The organism is Nocardia vermiculata NBRC 100427 (assembly GCF_001613265.1).
GTDB lineage: Bacteria > Actinomycetota > Actinomycetes > Mycobacteriales > Mycobacteriaceae > Nocardia > Nocardia vermiculata.
Map to the genome: position 1 here is coordinate 218548 of NZ_BDCA01000001.1, position 22823 is coordinate 241370.

Annotated in this window: 20 protein-coding genes; 11 read left to right on the plus strand and 9 right to left on the minus strand. The window is 68.3% G+C overall.

Going from position 1 to position 22823, the window contains the following annotated elements:
• Positions 1-164: 164 nt before the first annotated feature.
• Positions 165-2279 (plus strand): oxidoreductase, encoded by a 2115-nt coding sequence (locus NV2_RS01025; protein WP_067867809.1) that lies wholly within the window; start codon positions 165-167, stop codon positions 2277-2279.
• 13 nt (positions 2280-2292) lie between these two features.
• Here the strand turns inward: NV2_RS01025 and NV2_RS01030 are convergent, their stop codons facing one another.
• Complete coding sequence (locus NV2_RS01030) at positions 2293-2856, minus strand: maleylpyruvate isomerase N-terminal domain-containing protein (RefSeq protein WP_067867812.1); 564 nt, start codon at positions 2854-2856, stop codon at positions 2293-2295.
• Between the two features lie 525 nt (positions 2857-3381).
• Here NV2_RS01030 and NV2_RS31260 point away from each other — a divergent pair.
• A complete protein-coding gene (locus NV2_RS31260) occupies positions 3382-3525 on the plus strand; it encodes a hypothetical protein (protein WP_157102693.1) in 144 nt (47 codons plus the stop codon).
• Positions 3526-3594: 69 nt separating this feature from the next.
• Here the strand turns inward: NV2_RS31260 and NV2_RS01035 are convergent, their stop codons facing one another.
• The 3 genes from NV2_RS01035 to NV2_RS01045 all read right to left on the minus strand — a co-directional run bounded on the left by NV2_RS01035 (position 3595) and on the right by NV2_RS01045 (position 8840).
• Positions 3595-7413 (minus strand): NACHT and WD repeat domain-containing protein, encoded by a 3819-nt coding sequence (locus NV2_RS01035; protein WP_067867815.1) that lies wholly within the window; start codon positions 7411-7413, stop codon positions 3595-3597.
• A 138-nt stretch (positions 7414-7551) separates the two neighbouring features.
• Positions 7552-8328 (minus strand): SDR family NAD(P)-dependent oxidoreductase, encoded by a 777-nt coding sequence (locus NV2_RS01040; protein WP_067867817.1) that lies wholly within the window; start codon positions 8326-8328, stop codon positions 7552-7554.
• On the minus strand, positions 8325-8840 hold the full coding sequence (locus tag NV2_RS01045) for a nuclear transport factor 2 family protein (RefSeq protein ID WP_210748921.1): 516 nt from the start codon (positions 8838-8840) through the stop codon (positions 8325-8327). Before NV2_RS01045 ends, NV2_RS01040 begins: the two co-directional genes overlap by 4 nt.
• A 206-nt stretch (positions 8841-9046) precedes the next feature.
• On the opposite strand from NV2_RS01045, the gene NV2_RS01050 reads away from it, so the two are divergent.
• Positions 9047-9853: an SGNH/GDSL hydrolase family protein gene (locus NV2_RS01050; RefSeq protein ID WP_067867822.1), complete on the plus strand. Its 807-nt coding sequence runs from the start codon at positions 9047-9049 to the stop codon at positions 9851-9853.
• Positions 9854-9869: 16 nt separating this feature from the next.
• On the opposite strand, the gene NV2_RS01055 is transcribed toward NV2_RS01050, so the two are convergent.
• The gene (locus tag NV2_RS01055; RefSeq protein ID WP_067867825.1) at positions 9870-10922 is read right to left on the minus strand and encodes a mechanosensitive ion channel family protein; all 1053 of its coding nucleotides are present in this window, start codon (positions 10920-10922) and stop codon (positions 9870-9872) included.
• A gap of 276 nt (positions 10923-11198) precedes the next feature.
• Here NV2_RS01055 and NV2_RS01060 point away from each other — a divergent pair, with 276 nt between their 5' ends.
• From NV2_RS01060 to NV2_RS01070, 3 genes are read left to right on the plus strand one after another with little or no spacing between them, the layout of a single operon-like run.
• Complete coding sequence (locus NV2_RS01060) at positions 11199-11615, plus strand: DUF1707 SHOCT-like domain-containing protein (protein WP_067867828.1); 417 nt, start codon at positions 11199-11201, stop codon at positions 11613-11615.
• Positions 11616-11672: 57 nt separating this feature from the next.
• Complete coding sequence (locus NV2_RS01065; RefSeq protein ID WP_218018938.1) at positions 11673-12590, plus strand: helix-turn-helix domain-containing protein; 918 nt, start codon at positions 11673-11675, stop codon at positions 12588-12590.
• A gap of 2 nt (positions 12591-12592) precedes the next feature.
• Positions 12593-13135 carry a dihydrofolate reductase family protein gene (locus NV2_RS01070; protein WP_067867831.1) on the plus strand — a complete coding sequence of 181 codons (543 nt, stop codon included), beginning with the start codon at positions 12593-12595 and terminating at the stop codon, positions 13133-13135.
• A gap of 17 nt (positions 13136-13152) precedes the next feature.
• On the opposite strand, the gene NV2_RS01075 is transcribed toward NV2_RS01070, so the two are convergent.
• From NV2_RS01075 to NV2_RS01085, 3 genes are all read right to left on the minus strand, one after another.
• On the minus strand, positions 13153-13965 hold the full coding sequence (locus NV2_RS01075) for a class I SAM-dependent methyltransferase (RefSeq protein ID WP_067867834.1): 813 nt from the start codon (positions 13963-13965) through the stop codon (positions 13153-13155).
• A gap of 86 nt (positions 13966-14051) precedes the next feature.
• A complete protein-coding gene (locus tag NV2_RS01080; protein WP_307612238.1) occupies positions 14052-15131 on the minus strand; it encodes a ParA family protein in 1080 nt (359 codons plus the stop codon).
• A gap of 89 nt (positions 15132-15220) precedes the next feature.
• The gene (locus NV2_RS01085) at positions 15221-15907 is read right to left on the minus strand and encodes an RNA 2'-phosphotransferase (protein ID WP_084473760.1); all 687 of its coding nucleotides are present in this window, start codon (positions 15905-15907) and stop codon (positions 15221-15223) included.
• Positions 15908-15969: 62 nt separating this feature from the next.
• Between NV2_RS01085 and NV2_RS01090 the strand changes: the two genes are divergently transcribed.
• Positions 15970-17475 carry a leucyl aminopeptidase gene (locus NV2_RS01090; RefSeq protein WP_067867837.1) on the plus strand — a complete coding sequence of 502 codons (1506 nt, stop codon included), beginning with the start codon at positions 15970-15972 and terminating at the stop codon, positions 17473-17475.
• 19 nt (positions 17476-17494) lie between these two features.
• Here the strand turns inward: NV2_RS01090 and NV2_RS01095 are convergent, their stop codons facing one another.
• Positions 17495-17845, minus strand: coding sequence for an oxidoreductase (locus NV2_RS01095; protein ID WP_067867840.1), 351 nt, complete (start codon positions 17843-17845; stop codon positions 17495-17497).
• Between the two features lie 412 nt (positions 17846-18257).
• Here NV2_RS01095 and sucB point away from each other — a divergent pair, with 412 nt between their 5' ends.
• From sucB to lipA, 4 genes are all read left to right on the plus strand, one after another.
• The gene (sucB, locus tag NV2_RS01100) at positions 18258-20024 is read left to right on the plus strand and encodes a 2-oxoglutarate dehydrogenase, E2 component, dihydrolipoamide succinyltransferase (protein ID WP_067867843.1); all 1767 of its coding nucleotides are present in this window, start codon (positions 18258-18260) and stop codon (positions 20022-20024) included.
• A 32-nt stretch (positions 20025-20056) separates the two neighbouring features.
• Complete coding sequence (locus tag NV2_RS01105; protein ID WP_067867845.1) at positions 20057-20956, plus strand: TIGR01777 family oxidoreductase; 900 nt, start codon at positions 20057-20059, stop codon at positions 20954-20956.
• Between the two features lie 88 nt (positions 20957-21044).
• A complete protein-coding gene (locus NV2_RS01110) occupies positions 21045-21596 on the plus strand; it encodes a GNAT family N-acetyltransferase (RefSeq protein ID WP_245662380.1) in 552 nt (183 codons plus the stop codon).
• Between the two features lie 101 nt (positions 21597-21697).
• Entirely contained in the window at positions 21698-22681 is a 984-nt protein-coding gene (gene lipA / locus NV2_RS01115; RefSeq protein ID WP_067869075.1) for a lipoyl synthase, read from the plus strand.
• Positions 22682-22823: the final 142 nt, after the last annotated feature.

Sequence of the window (22823 nt, forward strand, 5' to 3'; positions counted from 1 at the left end):
CTCGGATAAATTAGGTTCCCCTAAGCGGACGCGTTTATATTGCTTTTCACACCGACCGGCCCGTCCGTAGCCTTTCGGTAAAGTGTCGCGCGCGTCACGCCGCCCAATGTTCCGGTGACCGGGAGCGTGCACATACCGCCTGGCCAGGCGTTTAGCGTTGTCATGTGACCCGTAATCAAACCTTCCCGCACCTACTCGCTCCCGGCACTATCGGCCCGATTACCGTGCCCAATCGCGTGGTTCTTCCTGCGATGGATATGAACCTGTGCGACGACGGCGAAATCGAGCAGGGCGATATCGAGCATTTCGTCGCGCGCGCAGCGGGCGGGACCGGGCTGATCATTACCGGCGCCAGCGCCGTCGCGTATCCCGAGGGGTGCGCGAGCACCAAGGAGCCCGGCCTGTCCGAGGACCGGTTCATTCCGGGACTGAAGGCGCTTGCCGATGCCATACATGCCACCGGCTCCAAACTGTGCGTGCAGATGACACATCACGGCAAGGTCGCCCGGATCGATACCCTGCAGGGGCGACCGCTACTGGTCCCCTCGGTGCCGAACAAGAAGCCGGACTTGTCCGCCCTCGCCGACAACACACCGCCCGAGATGCAGAAAATGGCGGCCGTCACCGAGGGCAAGCAGCCGACGTATCGGGAAGCCACCCAGGACGACATCGACTGGGTGGTGCGCTGCTTCGCCGACGCCGCACGCCGGGTCCAGGCCGCCGGCGGCGACGCGGTCGAGATCCACTGCGCGCACGGCTACATCCTGGGCGGGTTCCTCAGCCGCGCGGACAACCGGCGCACCGACGGCTACGGCGGTTCGCTCGAGAACCGGGCTCGCATGGCCGTGGAGACCATCAAGGCGGTCAAGGCGGCGGTCGGCGACTCACTGGCTGTCCTGGTTCGCGTGGCGGGGCGCGAATTCGGCGAGGAGGACGCGCTGACCACCGACGAGGCCCGGCGGGCCGCCGTGCTGTTCGAGCGGGCCGGCGCCGACGCGATCCATGTCACCGGCTGGGGCCGCAACCCGTTCTCCAATTTCACCGACGGCCCGCTGCCCAACCAGGTGGGTGCGTACGTCGATCTGGCGGCCGAGGTGAAGAAGGCCGTATCCATCCCGGTGATCACCGTCGGGCGGGTGCTGCCGGAGGTGGGCGAGCACGCGATCGCGACCGGTGCGGCCGATTTCGCCGCGATGGGACGCCAACTGCTCGCCGATCCGGAACTGGTGAACAAGCTCAAGGCGGGTACGCCGGAGAATGTCCGTCCCTGCATCAACTGCTACGTGTGTGTCCAGGAGAACTTCTGGGACGACACCCCGCTGTGCGCGGTGAACCCCGCCCTGGGGAACGAGAAGCTGCTGCCGCTGACGCCCACGAGAACCTCGAAACACATCGTCGTGGTGGGCGCGGGTCCGGGCGGACTCGAGGTCGCGCGGGTGGCCCGCGAACGCGGACACCGGGTCACGGTGCTGGACAAGTCCGATCGGCTCGGCGGCACGCTGTGGTTCTCCAGTCTCACCACCCCGGACAATCAGCGCCTGCTGAACTGGCTGAAGGTCCAGGTCGAGCATCTGGGCGTGGACATCCGGCTCGCTACCGAGGCTACCGTGGCGTCGATCAAAGCATTGCGACCCGATGTGGTCGTAGTGGCCACCGGCGCCGTGCGTGATCGGCCCGCCGTGCCCGGCGCCGACCTGCCGCATGTGCACACCGGCGACAGCTTGCGCGCCCTGATGACCGGCGCCGGCGACGTGTCCCGGGTGTCGCCGCTCCTGCGTTTCATCGCCAAGCTGGGCAAGCTGTCCGGTATCACGAAGAGCCCCGCCGCAATCCGCACCGTCACCCGTCGGTTCCTGCCGATGGGTAAGAACGTGGTGGTCGTCGGCGGCTCCCTCGTCGGCCTGGAACTGGCGGAGTTCCTCGCCGAGCGCGGCCGCACCGTGACGCTGCTCGAGGAAGGACAACAGCTCGGTGTTCCGATGGCCCTGCCGCGGCGCTGGACCGCCGTCCGCACCGCCGGGCGGCACGGTGTGACCATCCACCGGCATGCGACGGTGCAGCGGATCACCCCCGATCATGTCGAGTTCCGGATCGACGAGCAGACGATGACCGCGCCGGCGAGCATGGTCATCGTGGCCTCCGGTGTCTCGGCGCAGGCGCCCCTGGCCGACGCGCTGGCGGGTGAGGTGCCCGAGGTGCACGTCGTGGGAGACGCCGGCTCGGTCGACTACATCGAGGGCGCCATCCACTCGGCCTGGAAGGTCGCGACGAAGCTGTAAGTGCCGGGCGCCGCTACGCGCGGCCCCATTCGGCGAGCACCCGCGCGGTCGGTCCGTCCCCCGACGGATCGGCCGCGTCACCCAGCGCACCCGCCGACCTGAGCATCACCCGAACCGGTTCGCCCCGGTCGAGCAGGAATTCACACAGTTCCGGGTGGAGTTCCACGGCCGGATCGGCGACCGAAGCGATATCCCAGCTGTGCAGCACCAACTCCTGCACTCGCATCACCAGCAGAGTCGGCGCGTCCACGTCCCGGACCGGATGATGCAGCACGATGCCGTCGTCGCGGTGGGCCGCGAACGCACCGCGCAGCGCGTCCGAGAGGCGACGATGCGCCGCGCCGGCATCGTCGCCGATATGGTCGGCAGTGCGGGTCCAGGCGGCCTCTTCCGGATCACCACCGGTGAAATAGTGGGTGTATCGGATCGCTCCGCCGAGCACGTGATCGGCCACGGCCCGAGTACTCCAGCCCGCGCACCGGCTGGGCTGAGGGCCGAGAGCACCCGGCACGCCGAGGACCCGGCCGAATTCATTCGTGGCGAGATCGAGCATCCGCATATCGTCGTCGGAAATCATCGGGCTCCGTTCTTCGTGGGCCGTTGATCCTAATTTCCTCCGGCGAACCGCGCCGACAAGTCCCCACATACGGGAAAGCCCGGTGGTCACTGCACTGTGACCACGCGGGCTCAGGCGTATCGGCCGGCTCTCCGGCCTTGTCAGCCGATGCTGATGCCGATATGAAAGAGATCGCCACCGAAGAGGTAGAGGTTGTTGAACAGCTGAGTGAATCCGTCGAGCATTGTCGGTGGTCCTTCTCGTTCGATCTATTCGCAGGCGCCGCATTTTCCGGCGCACCACAAGACTGGCACCGATCCACCACCCCGGTCGGCGTCCGCATGAATCACTGCAGGTCAGAGGCCACTAAGCAGGTTTCCGGACCGGACGGATCCGGTCGGGAACGAGAGGTTACAGCTGCGGTAACAGCCGGTGGGCCGATATTCCGGACGCATTTCACTCCGGACCGGACAGCTCGTTTCCACGTCCGGAGCTGCGGAAACAGATAACAGCCCCACGTCGAACTGGACGGTTGGTGCAAATCTTGTGGTGCGCCGGAATTACGACGCATTCCAGAAAGATCGACGAAGAAGGAACATCACCATGCTCGAGGGCTTCACCCAGCTGTTCAACAACCTCTACCTGTTCGGTGGAGATCTGTTCCACCTCGGCATCGAACTCGCCGCCTGACGTGTCCTGAACAAAGCCCGCACGGTCGTCCCTCATCCGACCGTGCGGGCTTTGTGCGTTACTGCGAGATCATTGCGAGCAAGCGCGGGACAGCTCGTCGTTCCACTGCTCCCACTCCCGGTCGAGCGAGGTGCCGTGCGTCGCGGTACAGACCCGATCGGCCGCCCGATCCGGATCGGTCGACAGCCGGCTGAGCATCGCGTTCTCACCGCCGGCGGCGAGCATGCCGGTGGGGCTGAACTGCACCCGCCACCGCACCGTGCCACTGGGAACGATCGATGCGCCCAGCGCCTTCGGCGCCGCCGGATCGTCCAGCGCCCACAGCCGCACGGTCTGATCGTCGGCACCGGTGGCCAACAGCCGAGACGTCGGATCGAGGCTCACCGAGCGGATCGTGCTCGAATGGCCACTCATCGCCGACACCTCCTCGGCGCGATCACCGGTCAGGCGCAGGATCCGGACGATCCGGTCGTCGCCGCCGATCGCGATCAGGGAGCCGTCCCGGCTGATCGACAGCGAGTTCATCGCACCGCGGTACCGAGCCAGCACGGTCGACTCGGACGACCCGGAATCACCGGAGCGCAGCTTCCAGGCGTGCAGCCGCCCCTCGCTGGTCACCGCGAACAACCGTTGTCCGTCCGGCGCGAATGCCACCGCGTTGATCCAGCCGAGCGGTACCTTCAACGGCTCGACCCGCGGCGTCGGGTGAGCATGATCGGCGACATCCCAGATCCGCACGCTGGTGTTGTCGAAGGCGGTCGCCAGCTGCTTCGAGTCCGGGGAGAAGGCGACCTCGTGCGAATAGCGCGCATGCGGAACGGGCACGGTCGCCGACAGCCGCGGCGCGCGGGGCGTGCTGGTATCGAACAGCAGCACCGCACTGCTGTCGGAGCGGGTCACCGCGAGAGTACGCCCGTCCGGTGCGAGGGCCACGTTCTCCACCGGCAGACCGTCGGCGAGCGGCAGCACCGAGGCGAGCAGGCGCGGTTGCGGACCCGAGCTGTCCCACAGCAACACCTGGCCGTCCCAGGACCCCGTTGCCATCAGCTCCCCCGTCGCATCGAAGCTCGGAGCCTGGACCAGGCCGGTGTGCCCGGCGACGACGGCCGGCGACAGTGTCCACACCTGCAGATCGCCACCCTGGCCGCCGGTGAGCACCCGGTGGTCGTCGAGGAACAACGCCGCGGCCAGACCGCCGCTACTGCCGTTCATCGGCATCCCGACCGGCACCGGGCGGGCCGGATCGGCCACGCTCCACAGTGCGGCGGTGCCGTCCCGGCCCGAGGAAACCAGGGCACGGCTGTCCGGGGAGAACGCCAGCGACCACACCGCCGCCGCCCGCGCCTCCACCGGCGGCCCGAGTGCGACCACGGCATTCCGGTCGCGCATCGACCACAGCCGGAAGGTCTGGTCGTCGCTGCCGGTGGCGATCATGGTGCCGTCCGGACTGAACGCCACGGAGTGCACCGCCAGCGACTGACCGGTCAGCGGTGCGCCGAGCGCGTGGGCGGTCGCCGGATCGGTTACGTCCCACAGCCGCGCGGTGCGATCATCACTACCGCTGACCAGGGTGGATCCGTCCGGACTGAAGGCGACCGAGCGGACCGGACCGGTGTGCTCGGTGAGTGTGGTGGTAGCACCGGAGGCCCCGGAGGTCAGATCGTGTAGGCGGACCGTGTGGTCGTCGCCCGCCGTGGCGAGCCACCGGCCGTCCGGCCGCACCGCGACGGAGTAGATCGCTCCCCGATGCCCCAGGTCGATATCCGCCCCGGGAACCGGATGCGCCGGATCCGAGACGTCCCAGCGCTGCACCGTGCCGGCGCCGGTGGCCGCGAACAGGGTGCGCCCGTCAGGGGTGAACGCCACCGATGTCACCCACGACGCGGTGGGTAACGCGGCACCGAGCGCGACCAGGCCGTCACTCGCGTCGCGGCGCCACAATCGCACCGTGTCGTCGTAACCGCCGACGGCGAGCACACCGTCGCGGGACCGCGCCACCCCGTAGATCGCGCCGACCTGCGCGGGAACGGTTGCCGCCAGCGGTGCGGACTGGGAGGCGAGCAGCAGGCCCCGAGCCCGCGGGTCGTCCGGACGCGCTGTTTCGGCCGCCAGCGCGAGCTGTGCGGAGGCTGTGGGATCGGCTGACTGGTCGTGCTGAGCGGCGGCGATGACGGCGGCGAACTCCGCGTCGGTACGCTCCCGGTCGGCACGTTGACTCTGCCGCATCGACACCACCGCCAACACCGTGGTCACCAGCGCCCCCACCACCAGAAACAGCGCCAGCCCCCGGGTGGCGACGGTGTAGCGCCGCTGCACGTGCCGGGCCGCGTCGAGGAATTCGACACCCTGCGGGGAGAGCGCCGCGGGCGTGCGGGCGCGCAGATCGCTCGCCAGTTCCAGTTTGCTGCCCCGATACAGCAGGGCACGATCGCGGCCGGCGGCCAGCCATTCGTCGACATCGGTCTGCAGCCGATGCCGCACGATCGCGTCCTCACGGTCCTCGTCCAGCCATTCGGCCAGTCGCGGCCAGGCACCGATCACGGCATCGTGGGCGAGGGAGGTGCCGTAGACGTCCTGGGTGACGATGCGAGCCTCGGCCAGCGCTTCGAGGACGTGTTCGGCCGAGTCCCGGTCGGGGCAGCGCCGGATCAGCGTGTCGCGATCGACGTGCAGTCCCACCGCGCTGCCGTCGGCGACCGGTGTGACCAGCTGCAACAGAATCAGACGGGCGGTCTCGCGCCGGCTCGGATCGAACGTCTTCCAGCACTGTTCCGCGCTGTTCGCGATCGCGCCACGTACTCCCCCCGCTTGTTCGTAGGCGCGCACGCTCATCAGATCGCCGTCGCGGAACTGCCAGGTGCTGCGCAGGGCATGTGCGAGCAGCGGGAAGGTACCGGCCGGAATCGTCGCGCCGGCACCCCGGACACCCAGATCGGTGAGGATCAGCTCGACCAGGCCGTCCCCGATACGCAGCCCCACCCGCTTCGCCGGCTCCACGATGGCGGCGGTGAGCTGATCGGCGGTGGGCGGGCCGAGCAGCATCTGGTTGGTTTCCAGCAGTGTTGCCAGCGCGGGGCGACGGGCGGCGTGGGTGTAGAAGTCGGCACGCAGCGCCGCCACCACTCCCGCACACTGTCCGGGCTCGGCGCGGCCGCCGCGACTCAACTCACCGAGCACCTCGAGGTAGCGGTCTGCGGCGGCCGCGTCGAACGAGGGTAGGAACAATTCCTCGAGCTGATCGACGGCGAGGATGTAGGGCTTCGACGGCGCGGCGCGTTCGGTGGCCCAGGCGGCGAGCTCGTCGGCGGCCACCGCCGCCGGAGTCACCAGCAGCACATCGAAATCCGCACGCACCCGCGCCGCGAATCCCGCCTGCAACAGCGAGGATTTACCGACCCCGGAGTCACCGACCAGAATCAGCGGTTCCCGGCGATCGGTGTCCCCGGCGAACCGCGCCCGCATCGCAGCTATCTGGGTGTCGCGCCCGGCGAAGTATTCGGCATCGTTGATGGTGAGTGCGGTCAGACCGGGATACGGGCAGACCGCGGGCGCGCTGGGCTCGTCCGCGCGCTTCTGATGGGCGAGCGACCACAATGCGCGCCAGCCGGTCATCGAATACAACCCCGGCACCACCGGTTCGGGGCGGCGTTGATGGGCGGCGGGAATCAGCACGCTGAGCACGGCCGAGAGCCCGTCGAACTTCGCGGGAACACTGCGTCCGAGCCGCCAGTCGGAGACCCGCTGCGCGCTGACCTCCCGGCCCCGCGGGTTGCGCGCCCGTAGCTCCCGGGTAGCTCTCGCGCTGACCGCTTTCAGCGGCGGCGAGCCGGCGGCGGAGTAGAGGGCGTCCAGGCGCTGCGCCAGCTCGTCCCGTGGACTGGTGGTCACCTGGTGCGCACTCCCTGATCAATACCGGACGGTTTGTGGTCCGTATCGATGCTACGGGGATAAATGTGCAGGTAGTGGCGAGTGTGGGCCAGACCATGACGGGGTGCGCATCACATCCGCACTACCGCTCTACCGGTCTCAGGCGTCCAGATCCGGTGTCCACGCCACGCCGTTGATGTGGCTGCCGCCGTCGACGAACAGAGTGTTGCCGGTCAGATACCGGGAGCCCTCCGACGCCAGAAATGTCACCACCGGAGCGATGTCGTCGTACGGGTCACCCATGCGGCCCATCGGGTTCGCCGCCTCGGCGGTCGCCGCGATCTCCGGGTGTTCGGACATGACCCGGCGGAAAGCCTTGCTCTTCGCACCCGGGCAGACCGCGTTCACCGTGATGCCGGTGGGCGCCCATTCACGGGCCGCGGTGCGGGTGAGGGTACGCAGCGCTTCCTTGGCGGAGTTGTACTCCAGGGAACCGACGTGGGCATTGACGCCGTTGAGACTGCACATGTTGACCACGCGACCCCAGCCCCGCTGCTTCATATGCGGGAAGGCGGCGCGCATCGCCCAGAACGGGCCGTAGTAGCCGACCGCGAAACCCTGCGCGAGCTGTTCGTCGGTCTTGTTCTCGACCCGGCCGATATTGCCCGCGCCCCACGCGTTGTTGACCAGGATGTCGATCGAGCCGTACTCGGAAACCGCTGTCGCGACCGCATTCTCGACATCGTCACGATTGCCGACGTCGGTCCGCAGGAACAGGCCGCCGACCTCGCCGGCGACGGTGCGCCCGGCTTCCTCGTCGAGGTCGGTGAGTACCACGCGGGCGCCCTGCGCGGCGAAATGGCGCGCAATGCCCTCGCCGATTCCCGCGGCGGCGCCGGTCACCAGCGCGACCCGGCCGTCGAGCTGCCCGGTCATCGCGACTTTCCTTCGATACCGGCGGTGAGCAGCGCACGGGCCTCGGGATCACCGTCGATGGTGCGGGTGACGCGGGCGGTGATCTGCCAGTGACCGTCGATGCGGCGCAGCTGGAAGTGGTTGGCGCCGGTGCGGGCGACGATATTGCGCTCCTTGTGGCGCACCACCAGGATCGATTCACACACTGCGACCGCCTCGTCACCATCGACGGTCGCGACGGCGGGGCCGTGGAAATGCAGGCAACCGGTGCCGATCAGGCCCTGATGCAGTTCGGAGGCAACCATATCGGCGACGTCGGCGCGACTGCGCATCTGCCAGTCCTCGACGTCGTAGGTGCCGTCTTCGGCCCACATCCGCGCGGTGCCGTCGACATTGCCGGAGTCGACCAACGGGCCGTAGGAGGCGATCATCCGCTCGATCGCGCGCTCGTCCTCGATCTTTGCCAACCGCCGCTGCAGCTCGGCCAATTCGGTCACAGCCAGATCCTTCCGAAGGGTGTGGTACCTCGACATATAGCGCGGCGCCGGGCGGTATGCGGCCGCGGTCCCGCACACCGGGAGTCACGGATCCGGCGCCCGCCGCCGCACCGGGCCACGCCGGCGTGTCGTATCTCACCCCGGTCCGGCAGGTGCACGATCGTGCCGGACGGCGGGAGTAGCCTTTCTCGCCGGTGCCGGCCCGCCGGCACCGCGCTACTTCGATAACCGGGAGGTCTGCCATGGCGTCGTCGCCCACATCTCGTACCGATGAGCCGCGGATCAGCTATCAACGTTTCGTAGCACTGGGCGACAGCCAGACCGAAGGCTTGTGGGACGGTGACGACGAGACGGGCCTGGGCGGCTGGGCGGACCGCTTCGCCGACCGGCTCGCGGCCGACAACCCCGGGATTCGCTACGCCAATCTCGCCGTGCGCGGTCGCCGTCTCGCCGAGGTGCGCGACGAACAACTCGATGCCGCGCTCGCGCTGGGCCCCGACCTGGTCGGCTTCTGTGCCGGCATGAACGATGTGACCGCACCTCGCGGTGATCTGGCGCAGGCACTGGACATCATGGAGGAGCTGTACGCGAAACTCACCGCATCGGGCGCGACAGTGGTCACCACCCTGTTTCCCGACGCCCGGCTGATCGTCCCGCTGGCCGCCCGACTGATCGGGCCACGGGTGGAACTGGTCAACGACCGGATCCGGTTGTGCGCACAGCGATACGACCTGCGCCTGGTCGACCTGTACGGCGCGGCATCGATGAGCGATCTGCGAATGTGGAGCCCGGACCGGCTGCACGGTTCGCCCGAGGGCCACCTTCGGTTCGCGCTGGCGGTTGCCGAAGCCCTCGGACTCGACGGTGCCGATCACAGTTGGGCGCAGGCACCGGAAGGAACCGAACAGCATAGGGCGGCCGGTGTGGCCGGCGAACTCGCCTGGCTCGGTGCGACCGTGCGGCCCTGGGTGTGGCGGCGACTGCGCGGACGGTCCACCGGCGACGGCCGCACCGCGAAACGTCCCGATCTGCTACCGGTCCGCGACTGAGCGTTGCCCCGACCTGCTAGTCGGCCATCGCCCGCGCGGAGTCGACCACGCTGGTCGGGATCTTGGGCAGCGCCTGCGGATGTTCACGGCCCAGCCAGGCCAGCAACTCCTCACGCACCGCACAGCGCAGCGTCCACACATCGTCCGAATTGCGCGCCGACATCGAGGCACGAACCTGGATCCCGGTGTAGGTGCTGTCGGTGACCAGCAGATTCCAGTTGCGCCGATCCCAGTCGTCCCGGGTGCAGAGATAGTCGTAGAGGTGCGAACGCAACTCGGCCACGGGGGTGTTGTTGTCCAGATACAGATACACGGTGCCGGTGATCTGCGGACCACCCTTGGACCAGTTCTCGTACGGCTTGGAATTGAAATAGGACACCGGCATGGTGAGGCGGCGATCGTCCCAGATACGCACCGTCAGGAACGACAGCGTGATCTCCTCGATGGTGCCCCACTCCCCCTCGACCACCACGGTGTCGCCGATCTTCACCGAATCACCGAATGCGATCTGCAGACCGGCCATGAGATTGCCGAGCGTGGACTGCGCCGCGACACCGGCGATGATGCCGAAGACACCGGCCGAGGCCAGCAGCGAGGTCCCCAGCGCGCGCAGATCGGGGAACAGGATCAGGATCGCCACCGCAGCCGTGGTGATCGCCAGGACCGTGGTGATGATGCGGCGGACCAGCGTGAGCTGGGTGTGCAGGCGTCGCACCCTGGCCGTGTCGATCGTGCGCCGGGCGTATTTGTCCAGCGTGTTCTCGGCCACCGCGTCGACAGCGCGCATTACCACCCAGGCCGCGGACAGGATCGCGACGGCGGCGAAGATATTGAGCACGACATCGTCGCGACTCCAGTGGATCTCTGCCAGCGGATAGGTTGCGTGCAGGGCGACCGATGCCAGAAAGATCTGCAACGGCAGATGGATACGCCGCAGCAGCCCCGGCAACCTGTTCTGTGGATGCTTCTCGGCGGTATGGCGCAGCACGCGATCCGCGGCCAACCCGATGGCGATGGTGACCGCGAGAGTGACGGCGAAAACCACCAGCGGTCTGAGTACCTCCTCCAAGGTTTTCCACTCCTAGCCACAGCTGTAGTTCCATACTTCCCCGGCCACGGTACCCGCCGTGACCGGGGCATGCATTCGCCTGGCGGTGTGCGGAATTCGACATCCGCGGTGACCTGGCACGCCGGGGCAGAGCCGGTTCGACCTCGGGGTTCGCGGGTAATCGACCCGCTCGTGCGAGGTGGGACGTAGTCGCGAATACGCCGCGTGACGCAGGCGCCGCGCCGGCCGCGAGCCTAGGCTGGAGCCAACTGATAGTTCCGGTGTGAGGCGGCTGCCATGACCGATTTCGACCCCGTGGTGTTCGGACCGCCGACCGTGCGGGTGGGTACGGCCGAACGCGAGCAGGCCGCGTCCGCGCTCGGTGAGCACTTCGCCGCGGGCCGGCTCGAACTCGACGAATACGACGAACGGGTACGCCGGGCCTATTCCGCGAAAACCGCCGGCGACCTGAGCGTCTTGTTCACCGATCTGCCGCGCCCGGCACCCGCACCCGCACCGCCCGCCGAGAGCCGCCGCCCGCGGTCATTGCTCCCCGTGGCACTGGTGGCCGCGCTCGTGATCGCGGTCGTCGTGGCGCTGACCACTCACATCGTCCCCTTCTTCATTTTCCCGGCCATTCTTTTCGTGCTGATCCGGGGTCACCAGCGGCTCGGCTTCGGCGGCGGCCGCGGCGCGCGGCGGGACCGGTTCTGACCGCATGCGCAAGATCGGTCAAGCGCGGCACCTGCGGTGCCCGCCAGACTGAATCATGTGACTACCGGACGTGACCGCCTGCGGGAACTGCTCGACGCCGTTCTCGACGAGGACAACAGCACCCTGACCGCGATGGCGCAGGGTGCGTTCGCTTCGCCGTATCACTTCTCCCGCCAGTTCAGCCGCGGCACCGGTGAACCCCCGGTGGCGATGCGGCGGCGCGTTCTGCTGGAACGGGCGGCCTGGCAGTTGAGTCGCGGTGGGGCGGTCACCGATATCGCGTTCGCGGCCGGTTACGACTCGGTGGAGGGGTTCAGCCGGGCCTACAGCCGCGCCTACGGTTATCCGCCGAGTGCGACACCGGCCCGGCCACGGGCGCGGTGGTTACCGGCGGTGAACGGGATCCACTTCCATCCGCCGATGTCGCTGTGGGTGGAGGGCGAACCGAAGGGCAGGCACGACATGGATCCGACTTCCCTACTACTGCATCATGACCTGGCCGATACGCGCGACCTGCTGGAGCTGGCGGGCGCCCTGGACGGTGAACAGTTCCACCGGGTACGTGGCAGCGGTTCGGCCCTGGCGTGGGACGGGCCCGACGATTCGATCGCCACCGTGCTCGATCGGCTGATCCGCACCAAACAGGTATGGCTGGCATCGATCGAAGGAGCGGCGCACCCCGAACCCGGCAGCACCGACCTGCCCGAGTTACGGCAGCGCTTCGAAGCGCTCACCCCGCGTTGGCTGGAAACGGTGCAGCAGATCGACCGGCGCGGCGGATGGGGCGACACCCTCATCGACGCGCTCTGCGAGCCACCGGAAAGTTTCGTACTCGGTTCGGTGATCGCGCACGTACTCACCTATTCGGCCTATCGGCGACTCCTGGTCCGGCAATGGATCGACAGCGAACTCCCCGGCGACACACCGGAACACGACCACGGCGACCCGATCATGTGGTTGCGCGAGAGAGGATGACAATGACCGGCACCGTCTACTACACAGCCACCACTCTGGACGGCTTCATCGCCACTCCCGACCACCGGCTCGACTGGCTGCTCACCCGCGATGTCGACAACAACGGGCCGATGGGATACGACGACTTCATCACCGATATCGGCGCGATGGCCATGGGAGCGAGCACATATCAGTGGATCGTGGACAACGAGCCCGAGATGGCGTGGCCCTATTCCGTGCCGACCTGGGTGTTCACCCATCGGACCTTCCCGGCACGCAGCGACGGCGCCGACATCCGGTTCACCCGGGATCCGGTTCCGGCCGTCCACCGACAGATGGCCGCGGCCGCCGATGACCGGCGTAGCTGGATCGTCGGCGGTGGCGATCTGGCCGGACAGTTCGCCGATCACGGCCTGCTGGACGAGGTGTGTGTATCGATCGCGCCGGTCACGCTGGGCGCCGGTAAACCGCTACTGCCGCGGAAGGTGGAGTTGCGGCTCACCGAGCTGGCACAGAATCGTGAATTCGCCTGCGCCCGTTACGATGTGGTTCGGGATGCGGGATAGACCGGAGGGGAACGCACTCACGACCGCGTAGCGGTGACCACCACGGTGACATACGGCATCGTGAAACTCCCGCCCAGTTCGTCTATCGCCGCCCCGACACCGGCGAGCACCTGGTCGACGACCTCGGCGGGAGCCCGGGTCAAGGTGCCCTGAGTCGGCATCTGATCCAGCCATTCGTCGCGTGAGTAGCGCTTCTGCCAGTCGAAATGCCACTGGTGCACGGCACCGAAGCCACCCGCTTCGCCGATGCCGTCAGCGGCGGCGGCGAAGAGAGACTGGTACCCCTGCATCGCAGAACCGGGATGGGCGGGGATGTGGAAATCCGAATCCGGGAGCAGGCGGCGGTAGACGGCGGCGAACGCCTCGGCCACCGCCTCCGGCAGCTGGAAGACGTGCCAGAACAGCGCCAGCCGGCCGGACGGCCGCAGTACCTGTGCGGCCCGAGCGGCGCCCGCGACCGGATCGATCCAGTGCCAGGCCGTCCCGGCCACGACCGCATTGAAGGTGCGGCCCGCGGGCTCCCATTCCTCGAATCTGGCGATCTCGACGTCGAGCCCGTCCCGCCGGGCGAACTCCACCATTCGGGCGTCGGGTTCGACGCCCAGCACCTCACATCCGGCCGCCCGGAACTGGCGTGCCTCGATACCGGTTCCGCAGCCGACGTTCAGATAACGCGGTCCGGGACTCTCGGCCACGATCCGGTCGATCATCGGTTGCGGGTAGTGCGGCCGGGTCCGGTCGTAGCGCTCTGCATCGACGCCGAACGATTCGCCGATACGGCGGCGCGCTTCGGCCGAGGGCGGGGAGGGAGTCGGCTGTGTGGAGGACATGCAGCCACGGTAGGCCCGAACCCTTTCTTCGTCAACCAGTGGTTGACTAAGCTGAAAAAGTCAATGAGCGGTTGACCAGTTAATGCTCACCGCCCCCAGGCCAGGGTGATACGGGTGGTCGCGAGAAAGTCGGCAGTCAGCTCGCGCAGCGCCAGGAATTGCCCGCCGGTCCCGTATTTCCTTCGCAGACTGCCGAAATCGGTGAAGGCCGCCGCGGCGGCGATCTGATTGGAATCGGGGATGCGAGTGGGGAACAGACGTGGCAGCGTGCGGTTCTCCTGCAGAATATCGAGCGTGGTGCGATGCACGGCCGAGGAGCGGCGGTACTTGGTGACGACCACGCCGAGTTCCTCGAGCGGCGCACCCCACCGGGCGGCGAGATGGCGCAGATGCGCCTGCACCGGCGGAATTCCGTAGGTGGACATGATGTCCGGAATGGTGGGGATCAGGTAGCCGTCGGACAGTCGCAACCCATTCTGGGTGATCGGCCCGAGGTTCGGCGGGCAGTCGACGAGGACGTAGTCGTAGTCCTCCAGCACACTCGACAGGGCGCGTGCCAGCACCACGGTGGGCTCGCACTGGCGCAGGCCGGGCAGGTCGTCCTGGAGTGCAATGAGTTTCGGCGAGGCGGGTAACAGGTCGACCGAGGTCACCGCATCCATCGCAGAAACCCGGTGGCAGATCAGCGATCGGATGTCGGGCACCGGCCGCTGCCCCAGCGCGGCCCGGAACACCTCGGCGAGGGTGTGTCCGGTGGAATCCAGCTCCACGGCCCGGTTCTCACCGACCATCATCGCGGTCAGATTGGCCTGCGGATCCAGGTCGACCAGCAACACCCGCTTGTCGAATTCGGCGGACAGGATCTCGGCCAGCGCGGCCGTGGTGGTGGTCTTACCGACGCCACCTTTCAGATTGAAGGTGGCCACGACGTATGGGCGTGAACGCCCGGGACTGCCACCGGCCTCCCAGATTCGTTGCGGCCGTTCCAACTGCAGGACGCGGCCACCACGCACACGCCCCAGCCAGTTGAAGCCGTCGTCCTCGGTGACGGCGACCGGCCCAGCACTGCGCACGGCAGGGCTTCCGTCGGCCGGACCTGCGTGCTGTCCGGGTATCGCCTCGCTTCGCAACTCCACCAGCCCGAGACCCTCCATTCGCACAGCCATCGGCACGGTTCGGTACACAGTAGTAATCGACACGCTATGTGGCAGTGCGCGACACCTATCCGATACCTGGAATTCGGTGTTCGCGCAGTTCAGCCCGTCGCAGGATCGGTAAATTCGGTGTGCCCCAGTGTGTCCGGAACTACCCGAGGGCCCGAATATCCCGATGCGTCCGGATCGGGTGCGGAGCTCGGACCCCCCGACGAGCCCGCTCGCTCCTGCGCACCGGCACGCGTCCGGAGCGACAAGTATCCCGGCGGTACCGCGTCGACCAGCCAGACGCCGTTGTCGGTGCGGTGGAACATATGCCCCGCGCGGTACATCCGGTCCGCCGCGACCTCGAAGATCACCGGTACGCCGTGCCGAGCCCCCACCGCGCGCGCGGTCTCGCGATCCGCGGACAGGTGCACCGCATGACGGCGCATCGGCAGCAATCCCTCGGCACCGATCACCTCCACCAGATGTTCCGCGGTGCCGTGGTAAAGCAGCCGCGGCGGCTCGACCGGCGCGTACCCGAGTTCGACCGGAATCGAATGCCCCTGCCGCGCCCGGATCGCCGTACCGGACTCGTCGAATTCGTAGCGCTGCTTGTTGTTTCGTGCGACGACAGCGTCCAGCTCCGCGCGCGACAGCGGCGAGCCGGCCGCATTCGCCTGCCGCAGCAGGATCTCCACCGGCACCCAACCGGCGCCGTCCGGTTGCAGGCCGATGCGCTGCGGATGGTGGCGCAACCACGTGGCCAGCTGCTTCGACAGCCGGACCAGATCTCGATCGTTCATAGCCATACGACCTGAACATTGGCACGGAACGAGCCCCGGACGCCACCCAGTAACCTAAGCCCATGACAGCTGTTGCAGATCGTTCACTCGGCCCGGAACTGGCACGTACCGAGAGCATCGGCCCCGATGCCGACGTTCTCGTGATCGGACTCCTGTCCACCGACGACGGTCCTGCGATCGCCGCGGCCGATATCTTCGATTCCGCACTCGACGTCGCCACCCGTGAGGGACTGCTCGCGGCACTGCTGGCAGTCGGCGCGAAGGGGAAGGCGGAGGAGCTGACCCGGATCCCGGCACCGGACGGGCTCGGCGCGACCAGTGTGCTGGCGGTCGGACTGGGTGCGCCCGACCGCGTGGACGCCGAGCAGATCCGCACCTCGGCCGGGGTCGCGGCACGGTCGCTGGCCGGTGTGGGTACCGCGGTGACCACACTGTCCGGACTGGACCTGGGTGCGGCCGCGGAGGGTTTCTACCTGGGCGCCTACACCTTCACCACCTACAAGTCCGACAAGTCGGCCAAGCCCGGTGACCAGCCGTTGCAGCGCGTCGAATTCCTCGTCCCCACGGCCGATGCCGGTGCCGAGGAACTGACCCGCGCGCAGGCGATCGCCGAGGCCGTCGCCACCGCACGCGATTTCGTCAACACACCTCCGAACGACCTGTTCCCCGCCGAATTCGCCGACCGCGCCGCCGAATTGGCGGGCACGCTGGGACTCGACGTCGAAATCCTGGACGAGAAGCACTTGGCGGAGGCCGGCTTCGGCGGCATCGTCGGCGTCGGCAAGGGATCCTCGCGTCCGCCGCGGTTGATCCGCATCACCTACTCCGGCGGCGACCGGAAGGTCGCGCTGATCGGTAAGGGCATCACCTTCGACACCGGCGGTATCTCGATCAAGCCGGCCGCCGGCATGGAGAACATGACCTCCGATATGGGTGGGGCGGCTGCCGTCATCGCGACCACACTGGTGGCGGCGCGGCTGGGCCTGCCGATCACGGTCACCGCGACGGTGCCGATGGCCGAGAACATGCCCTCGGCCACCGCCCAGCGTCCCGGCGACGTGCTGACCCAGTACGGCGGCACCACCATCGAGGTCGTCAACACCGACGCCGAGGGCCGGCTGATCCTCGCCGATGCCATCGTGCGAGCCGGCGAGGACGATCCGGACTACCTGATCGACGTGGCGACCCTCACCGGCGCGCAGATGGTGGCGCTCGGCACCCGCACCCCGGGAGTGATGGGCACCGAGGAGTTCCGGGACCGGGTGGCGCGGCTGTCACAGGGTGTCGGAGAGAACGCGTGGGCGATGCCGTTGCCCGCGGAACTGCGCGCCGATCTGAACTCCAAGATCGCCGACATGGCCAACGTCTCCCCGCACCGCTGGGGCGGAATGCTGGTCGCCGGAACGTATCTGAAGGAGTTCGTGCCCGAGGGCGTGCAGTGGGCCCACATCGACGTGGCCGGGCCCGCCTACAACACCGGTGGCCCGTTCGGTTACACCGGTAAGGGTGGCACCGGAGTGCCGGTTCGCACGCTGGTTGCCGTGCTGAGCGATATCGCCGGCGAATAACCTGCGCGACGCCGGGGGGTTACTCCCCCGGCAGGTCGCGCAGTTCCGCCTCCAGGGCACGTTTGCGCTCGATGCGCTTGCGGGCGTCGTGGTCGCGCATGCGTTGCGGGTACCCGGTGCGCGCGGCGTCGTAGACGGGAATCTTCAGGCGGCTCGCCAGCTGCCGGGCGCCGCGCTCACCGACGACGCGCCGCGTCCATTCCCCATCGGCGGCGACAAGGACTGCTGTGACATCGGTCACCGCAGTTTTCGGTTCGATGAACGCCTCCACGCCGGCGTGGGTGCGCACCCAGTCGGCGAGATAACGAGCATCCGCAGCCTCCGGACCGGCGCTTGCGCTGCCGCGGCGGAAACGATCGAGCAACCCCACGGCCGCCTACCTCTCGGTCGATTATCGGGATATGTGAACTCCCGTTCCATCGATAGTGCCAGTTGTCGGGCATTTCGGGCGCATCACCGGCGCGCCGGGATCGCCGCGCGGACCGCGCGGCGGGTGCGAGAATCCGTCGGCGGACACGCCCGCGTGCGGGGTAGCCCCTTCCGGCCGCTCTCGGCGTTGTCAGCGATGCTGTGAGATCGCCACGACCCCGGCGACAGTCCGGCCCTGTGGTACGTATCGCAACGGCGAGTGCAAGGATGGAGAACCGGAACAAGAACCGCACGGATCTCCGGTGCCACAGGAATGTTCGGTGGCAGTCGGGTGCTCGCCGCGACCCGCGGCGCGTCCCCGCCGAGAGACGAACTGTTGTGAACCCGTCGAGCAGTTAGAGGAGTCAACGGACATGGCCTTCTCCGTCCAGATGCCAGCTCTTGGTGAGAGCGTCACCGAGGGCACTGTGACCAGGTGGCTGAAGCAGGAAGGAGACACGGTCGAGGTCGACGAGCCCCTGCTCGAGGTGTCCACCGACAAGGTCGACACCGAGATCCCGTCCCCCGCGGCCGGTGTGCTCTCCAAGATCGTGGCCCAGGAAGACGACGTCGTCGAGGTCGGTGGCGAACTGGGTGTGATCGGTGACGCCGGTGAGGCGCCTGCCTCCTCCCCCGCCCCGGCTCAGGAAGCCCCCGCTCAGCAAGCCCCGGCCGAGCAGGCCCCGGCCCAGGAAGCCCCTGCCCAGCAGGCCCCGGCCCAGCCCGCCGCTGCTTCCGGTGCCGCGTCCGGCACCCCGGTGAAGATGCCCGAACTGGGCGAGTCCGTCACCGAGGGCACCGTGACCCGCTGGCTCAAGCAGGTCGGCGACGAGGTGGCGGTCGACGAGCCGCTGCTCGAGGTCTCCACCGACAAGGTCGACACCGAGATCCCGTCCCCGGTCGCCGGCACCCTGCTCGAGATCAGCGCGAACGAGGACGACATCATCGAGGTCGGCGGTCAGCTCGGTGTGATCGGCAGCGGTGCGCCCGCGGCGTCGGCACCTGCCGCACCCGCCCCGGCACCGGCACCCGCACCTGCACAGCAGGCGCCCGCCCAGCCCGCTCCGGCACCAGCCCCCGCTCCGGCCCCTGCACCGGCTCCCGCACCTGCCGCACCCGCACCCGCTCCGGCTCCGGCCCCGGCTCCGGCCCCGGCTCCGGCCGCATCCTCGACCGCTTCCGGTAATGCGGATTCGCCGTATGTCACCCCGCTGGTGCGCAAGCTCGCCGCGGAGAACAACGTCGACCTGGCCGCCCTGAAGGGCTCCGGTGTCGGCGGTCGGATCCGCAAGCAGGACGTCCTCGCCGCCGCCGAGGCGAACAAGGCCCCGGCCGCGCCGGCCCCGGCACAGCCCGCCGCGGCACCGTCGGCTCCGGCCGCGCCGTCCGCCCCGGCGGGCGCACGTCCGCAGCTGCAGGCGCTGCGCGGAACCGTGCAGAAGGTCAACCGCATCCGCCAGATCACAGCGGCCAAGACCCTGGAGTCGCTGCAGACCACCGCACAGCTGACCCAGACCCACGAGGTCGACGTCACCAGGATCGCGGCGCTGCGGGCGCAGGCCAAGCAGACGTTCACCGAGCGGGAAGGCGTGAACCTGACGTTCCTGCCGTTCTTCGCGAAGGCGGCCGTCGAGGCGCTGGGCGTGCACCCCAACATCAACGCCTCCTACGACGAGAATGCCAAGGAGATCACCTATCACTCGGCGGTCCACCTGGGCATCGCGGTGGATACCGAGCAGGGTCTGCTGTCGCCGGTGATCCACAACGCCAGCGACCTCTCGCTGGCCGGCCTGGCCCGCGCGATCGCCGATATCGCCAACCGCGCCCGCACCGGCGGGCTCAAGCCCGACGAGCTGGCCGGTGGCACCTTCACCATCACCAATATCGGCAGCCAGGGTGCCCTGTTCGACACCCCGATCCTGGTTCCGCCGCAGTCGGCGATGCTGGGGACCGGTGCGATCGTCAAGCGCCCGATCGTGATCTCCGACAACGGCAGTGAGTTCATCGGCATCCGCTCGATGTGCTACCTGCCGCTGACCTACGATCACCGCCTCATCGACGGCGCCGACGCCGGCCGTTTCCTGACCACGATCAGGCACCGGCTGGAAGAGGCCGCGTTCGAGGCCGATCTGGGTCTGTAAACCGTCCCTCGACACGACGATTCGGTAACCGCATGAGGGTTGTGATCGCTGGTTCGTCCGGGCTGATCGGCACGGCGCTGGTCGCCGCGTTGCGGCGCGGCGGGCACGAGGTGTCCCGCCTGGTGCGCCGTCCCGCCGCGGCCGCCGACGAATTCAGCTGGGATCCGATGCGTGCGCAGGTGCCCGAGCGGGCCCTGCGCACCGCGGATGCCGTGATCAACCTCTGCGGTGCCGGCATCGGCGCGCATCGCTGGAACGGTGGTTACAAACAACAGCTGCGCGACAGCCGCATCGTGCCCACCGATGTGCTGTCCACCGCGGCCGCCGCCGTGGGGGTTCCCACGCTGGTGAACGCCAGTGCGGTGCACTACTACGGCGGCGAGACCGGGGACCGGGTGGTCACCGAGCGTGACCCGGCCGGCGCGGGTTTCCTCGGGACGCTGTGCCGGGACTGGGAGGCGGCCACCAGGCCGGCCGCCGATGCGGGGGTTCGGGTGGTGCTGCTGCGCACCGCGGTCGTCCTGTCGCGCAGCGGCGGCATGCTCGGCGCGCTGAAACCGCTCTATTCACTCGGGTTGGGTGGCCGGCTCGGTAACGGGCGCCAGTACCAACCGTGGATCTCGCTCGAGGACGAGATCGGCGCCATCGTCTTCGCCCTCACCGAATCCACGGTGCGCGGCCCGGTCAACCTGGCCGGACCCGCGCCGGTGACCAACGCCGAGTTCAACCGGGCGCTGGGTCTGGCACTGCACCGACCGGCGCCGTTCGTCGTGCCTGCCTTCGCACTGCGCGCAGCGGTCGGAGAATTTGCGCAGGAGGGCATTCTGCGCGCCCCGCGGGCGATTCCCGCGGTACTCGAGAGCGCCGGATACGCGTTCCGGCATCAGACCATCGGCCGCGCCCTCGAGGCCGCGCTCGGCAAGGCACCCTGAGCGCACCCGGTGAAACCGCTCACACCTGCACCGATACCCGTACTCCTCGGCTCGCCGAACGGTGGCCGCGGCCGATAATGTCGGGCCGGTGACCGATTTTGCGCCGGATGCGCCGCTGGTCCGGGATGCGACCCAGGCCGACATTCCCGCGATCCTCGACATCCACAACACCGCCGTCGCGCACACCACCGCCATCTGGGACACCGAGCCGGTCGATCTCGACGATCGGCTGGACTGGTGGCGCGGGCGGGTGGCGTCCGGGTATCCGGTGCTCGTCGCCGAGCTCGACGGCGAGGTGGCCGGATACGCCGGCTACGGGCAGTGGCGGCCGAAGTCGGGCTACCGCTTCTGCGTGGAGAACTCGGTGTACGTCGCGGATCGATTCCACCGGCGCGGCGTGGCGACCGCGCTGCTCGCCCAGCTGCTGGTGCGGGCGGAGGAGTCCGGCCGGGTACACACCGTGATCGCGGCGATCGAAACCTCGAACAAGGCCTCGATCGTGCTGCACGAGAAGTTCGGATTCCAGGTGGTCGGGCAGCTGCCCGAGGTGGGCCACAAGTTCGGCGGCTGGATGGATCTGACCTTGATGCAACGCACGCTGCCGGGCCGAATTCGCGCGGGCGTAGAGTCGTCGGCGTGACCTCCGTCGACACCCCGACATCGAACAGCGGCGCGGCACACACCGCCACGCCGGCCACGTCGTCCCCGGAACCGCTGGTGCGGGAATCCGGCGGCCGCAAAATGCTTCGCATCGAGGCCCGCAACGCGCAGACCCCGATCGAGCGGAAGCCGAAATGGATCCGAACCCGCGCCACCATGGGCCCCGAGTACTCCGAGCTCAAGGGCCTGGTGAAACGCGAAGGGCTGCACACGGTCTGCGAGGAGGCGGGCTGTCCCAACATCTTCGAATGCTGGGAGGACCGCGAGGCCACCTTCCTGATCGGTGGCGAACAGTGCACCCGCCGCTGCGATTTCTGCCAGATCGATACCGGTAAGCCCGCCGCGCTGGATCGCGACGAACCACGCCGGGTGGCCGAGAGTGTGCAGGCGATGGGCTTGCGCTATTCGACGATCACCGGTGTGGCGCGCGACGATCTCGACGACGGCGGCGCCTGGTTGTACGCCGAGACCGTGCGCGCGATCAAGGCGCTCAATCCGCACACCGGTGTGGAATTGCTGATCCCCGATTTCAATGCCGATCCCGATCAGCTGGCCGAGGTGTTCTCGACCCGGCCCGAGGTGCTCGCGCACAATGTCGAGACGGTGCCGCGCATCTTCAAGCGCATCCGTCCGGCGTTCCGCTACGAGCGTTCCCTCGCGGTGCTCACCGCGGCGCGCGAGGACGGTCTGGTCACCAAATCGAATCTGATCCTCGGCATGGGTGAGACCCCCGAAGAGGTCACCCAGGCGATGCGCGATCTGCACGAAGCCGGATGCGACATCCTCACCATCACCCAGTACCTGCGGCCCTCGCCGCGCCACCACCCGGTGGACCGCTGGGTGAAGCCGGAGGAGTTCGTCGAGCATTCTCGCGTCGCCACCGAACTCGGTTTCGCGGGCGTGATGGCGGGTCCGCTGGTGCGTTCGTCGTACCGGGCCGGTCGGCTGTATGCGCAGGCAATGCATCATCACGGCCGCACCATCGCCCCCGAGATGGCACATCTCGCACAGGAGGGCTCGGCCAGCCAGGAGGCGAGTTCGGTCCTCGCCCGCTTCGGCGGCTGACACGGCACCACCTTCCACGACCGGCCGGACGCGATGTCCGGCCGGTCGTTTCGCTACGAACGGGGTGCGGATGCACCGAACGGGTGACACAGCCACGCACCGGTGGAAAACTCGAATCAATCGCACGTGTCGACTCCGGGAA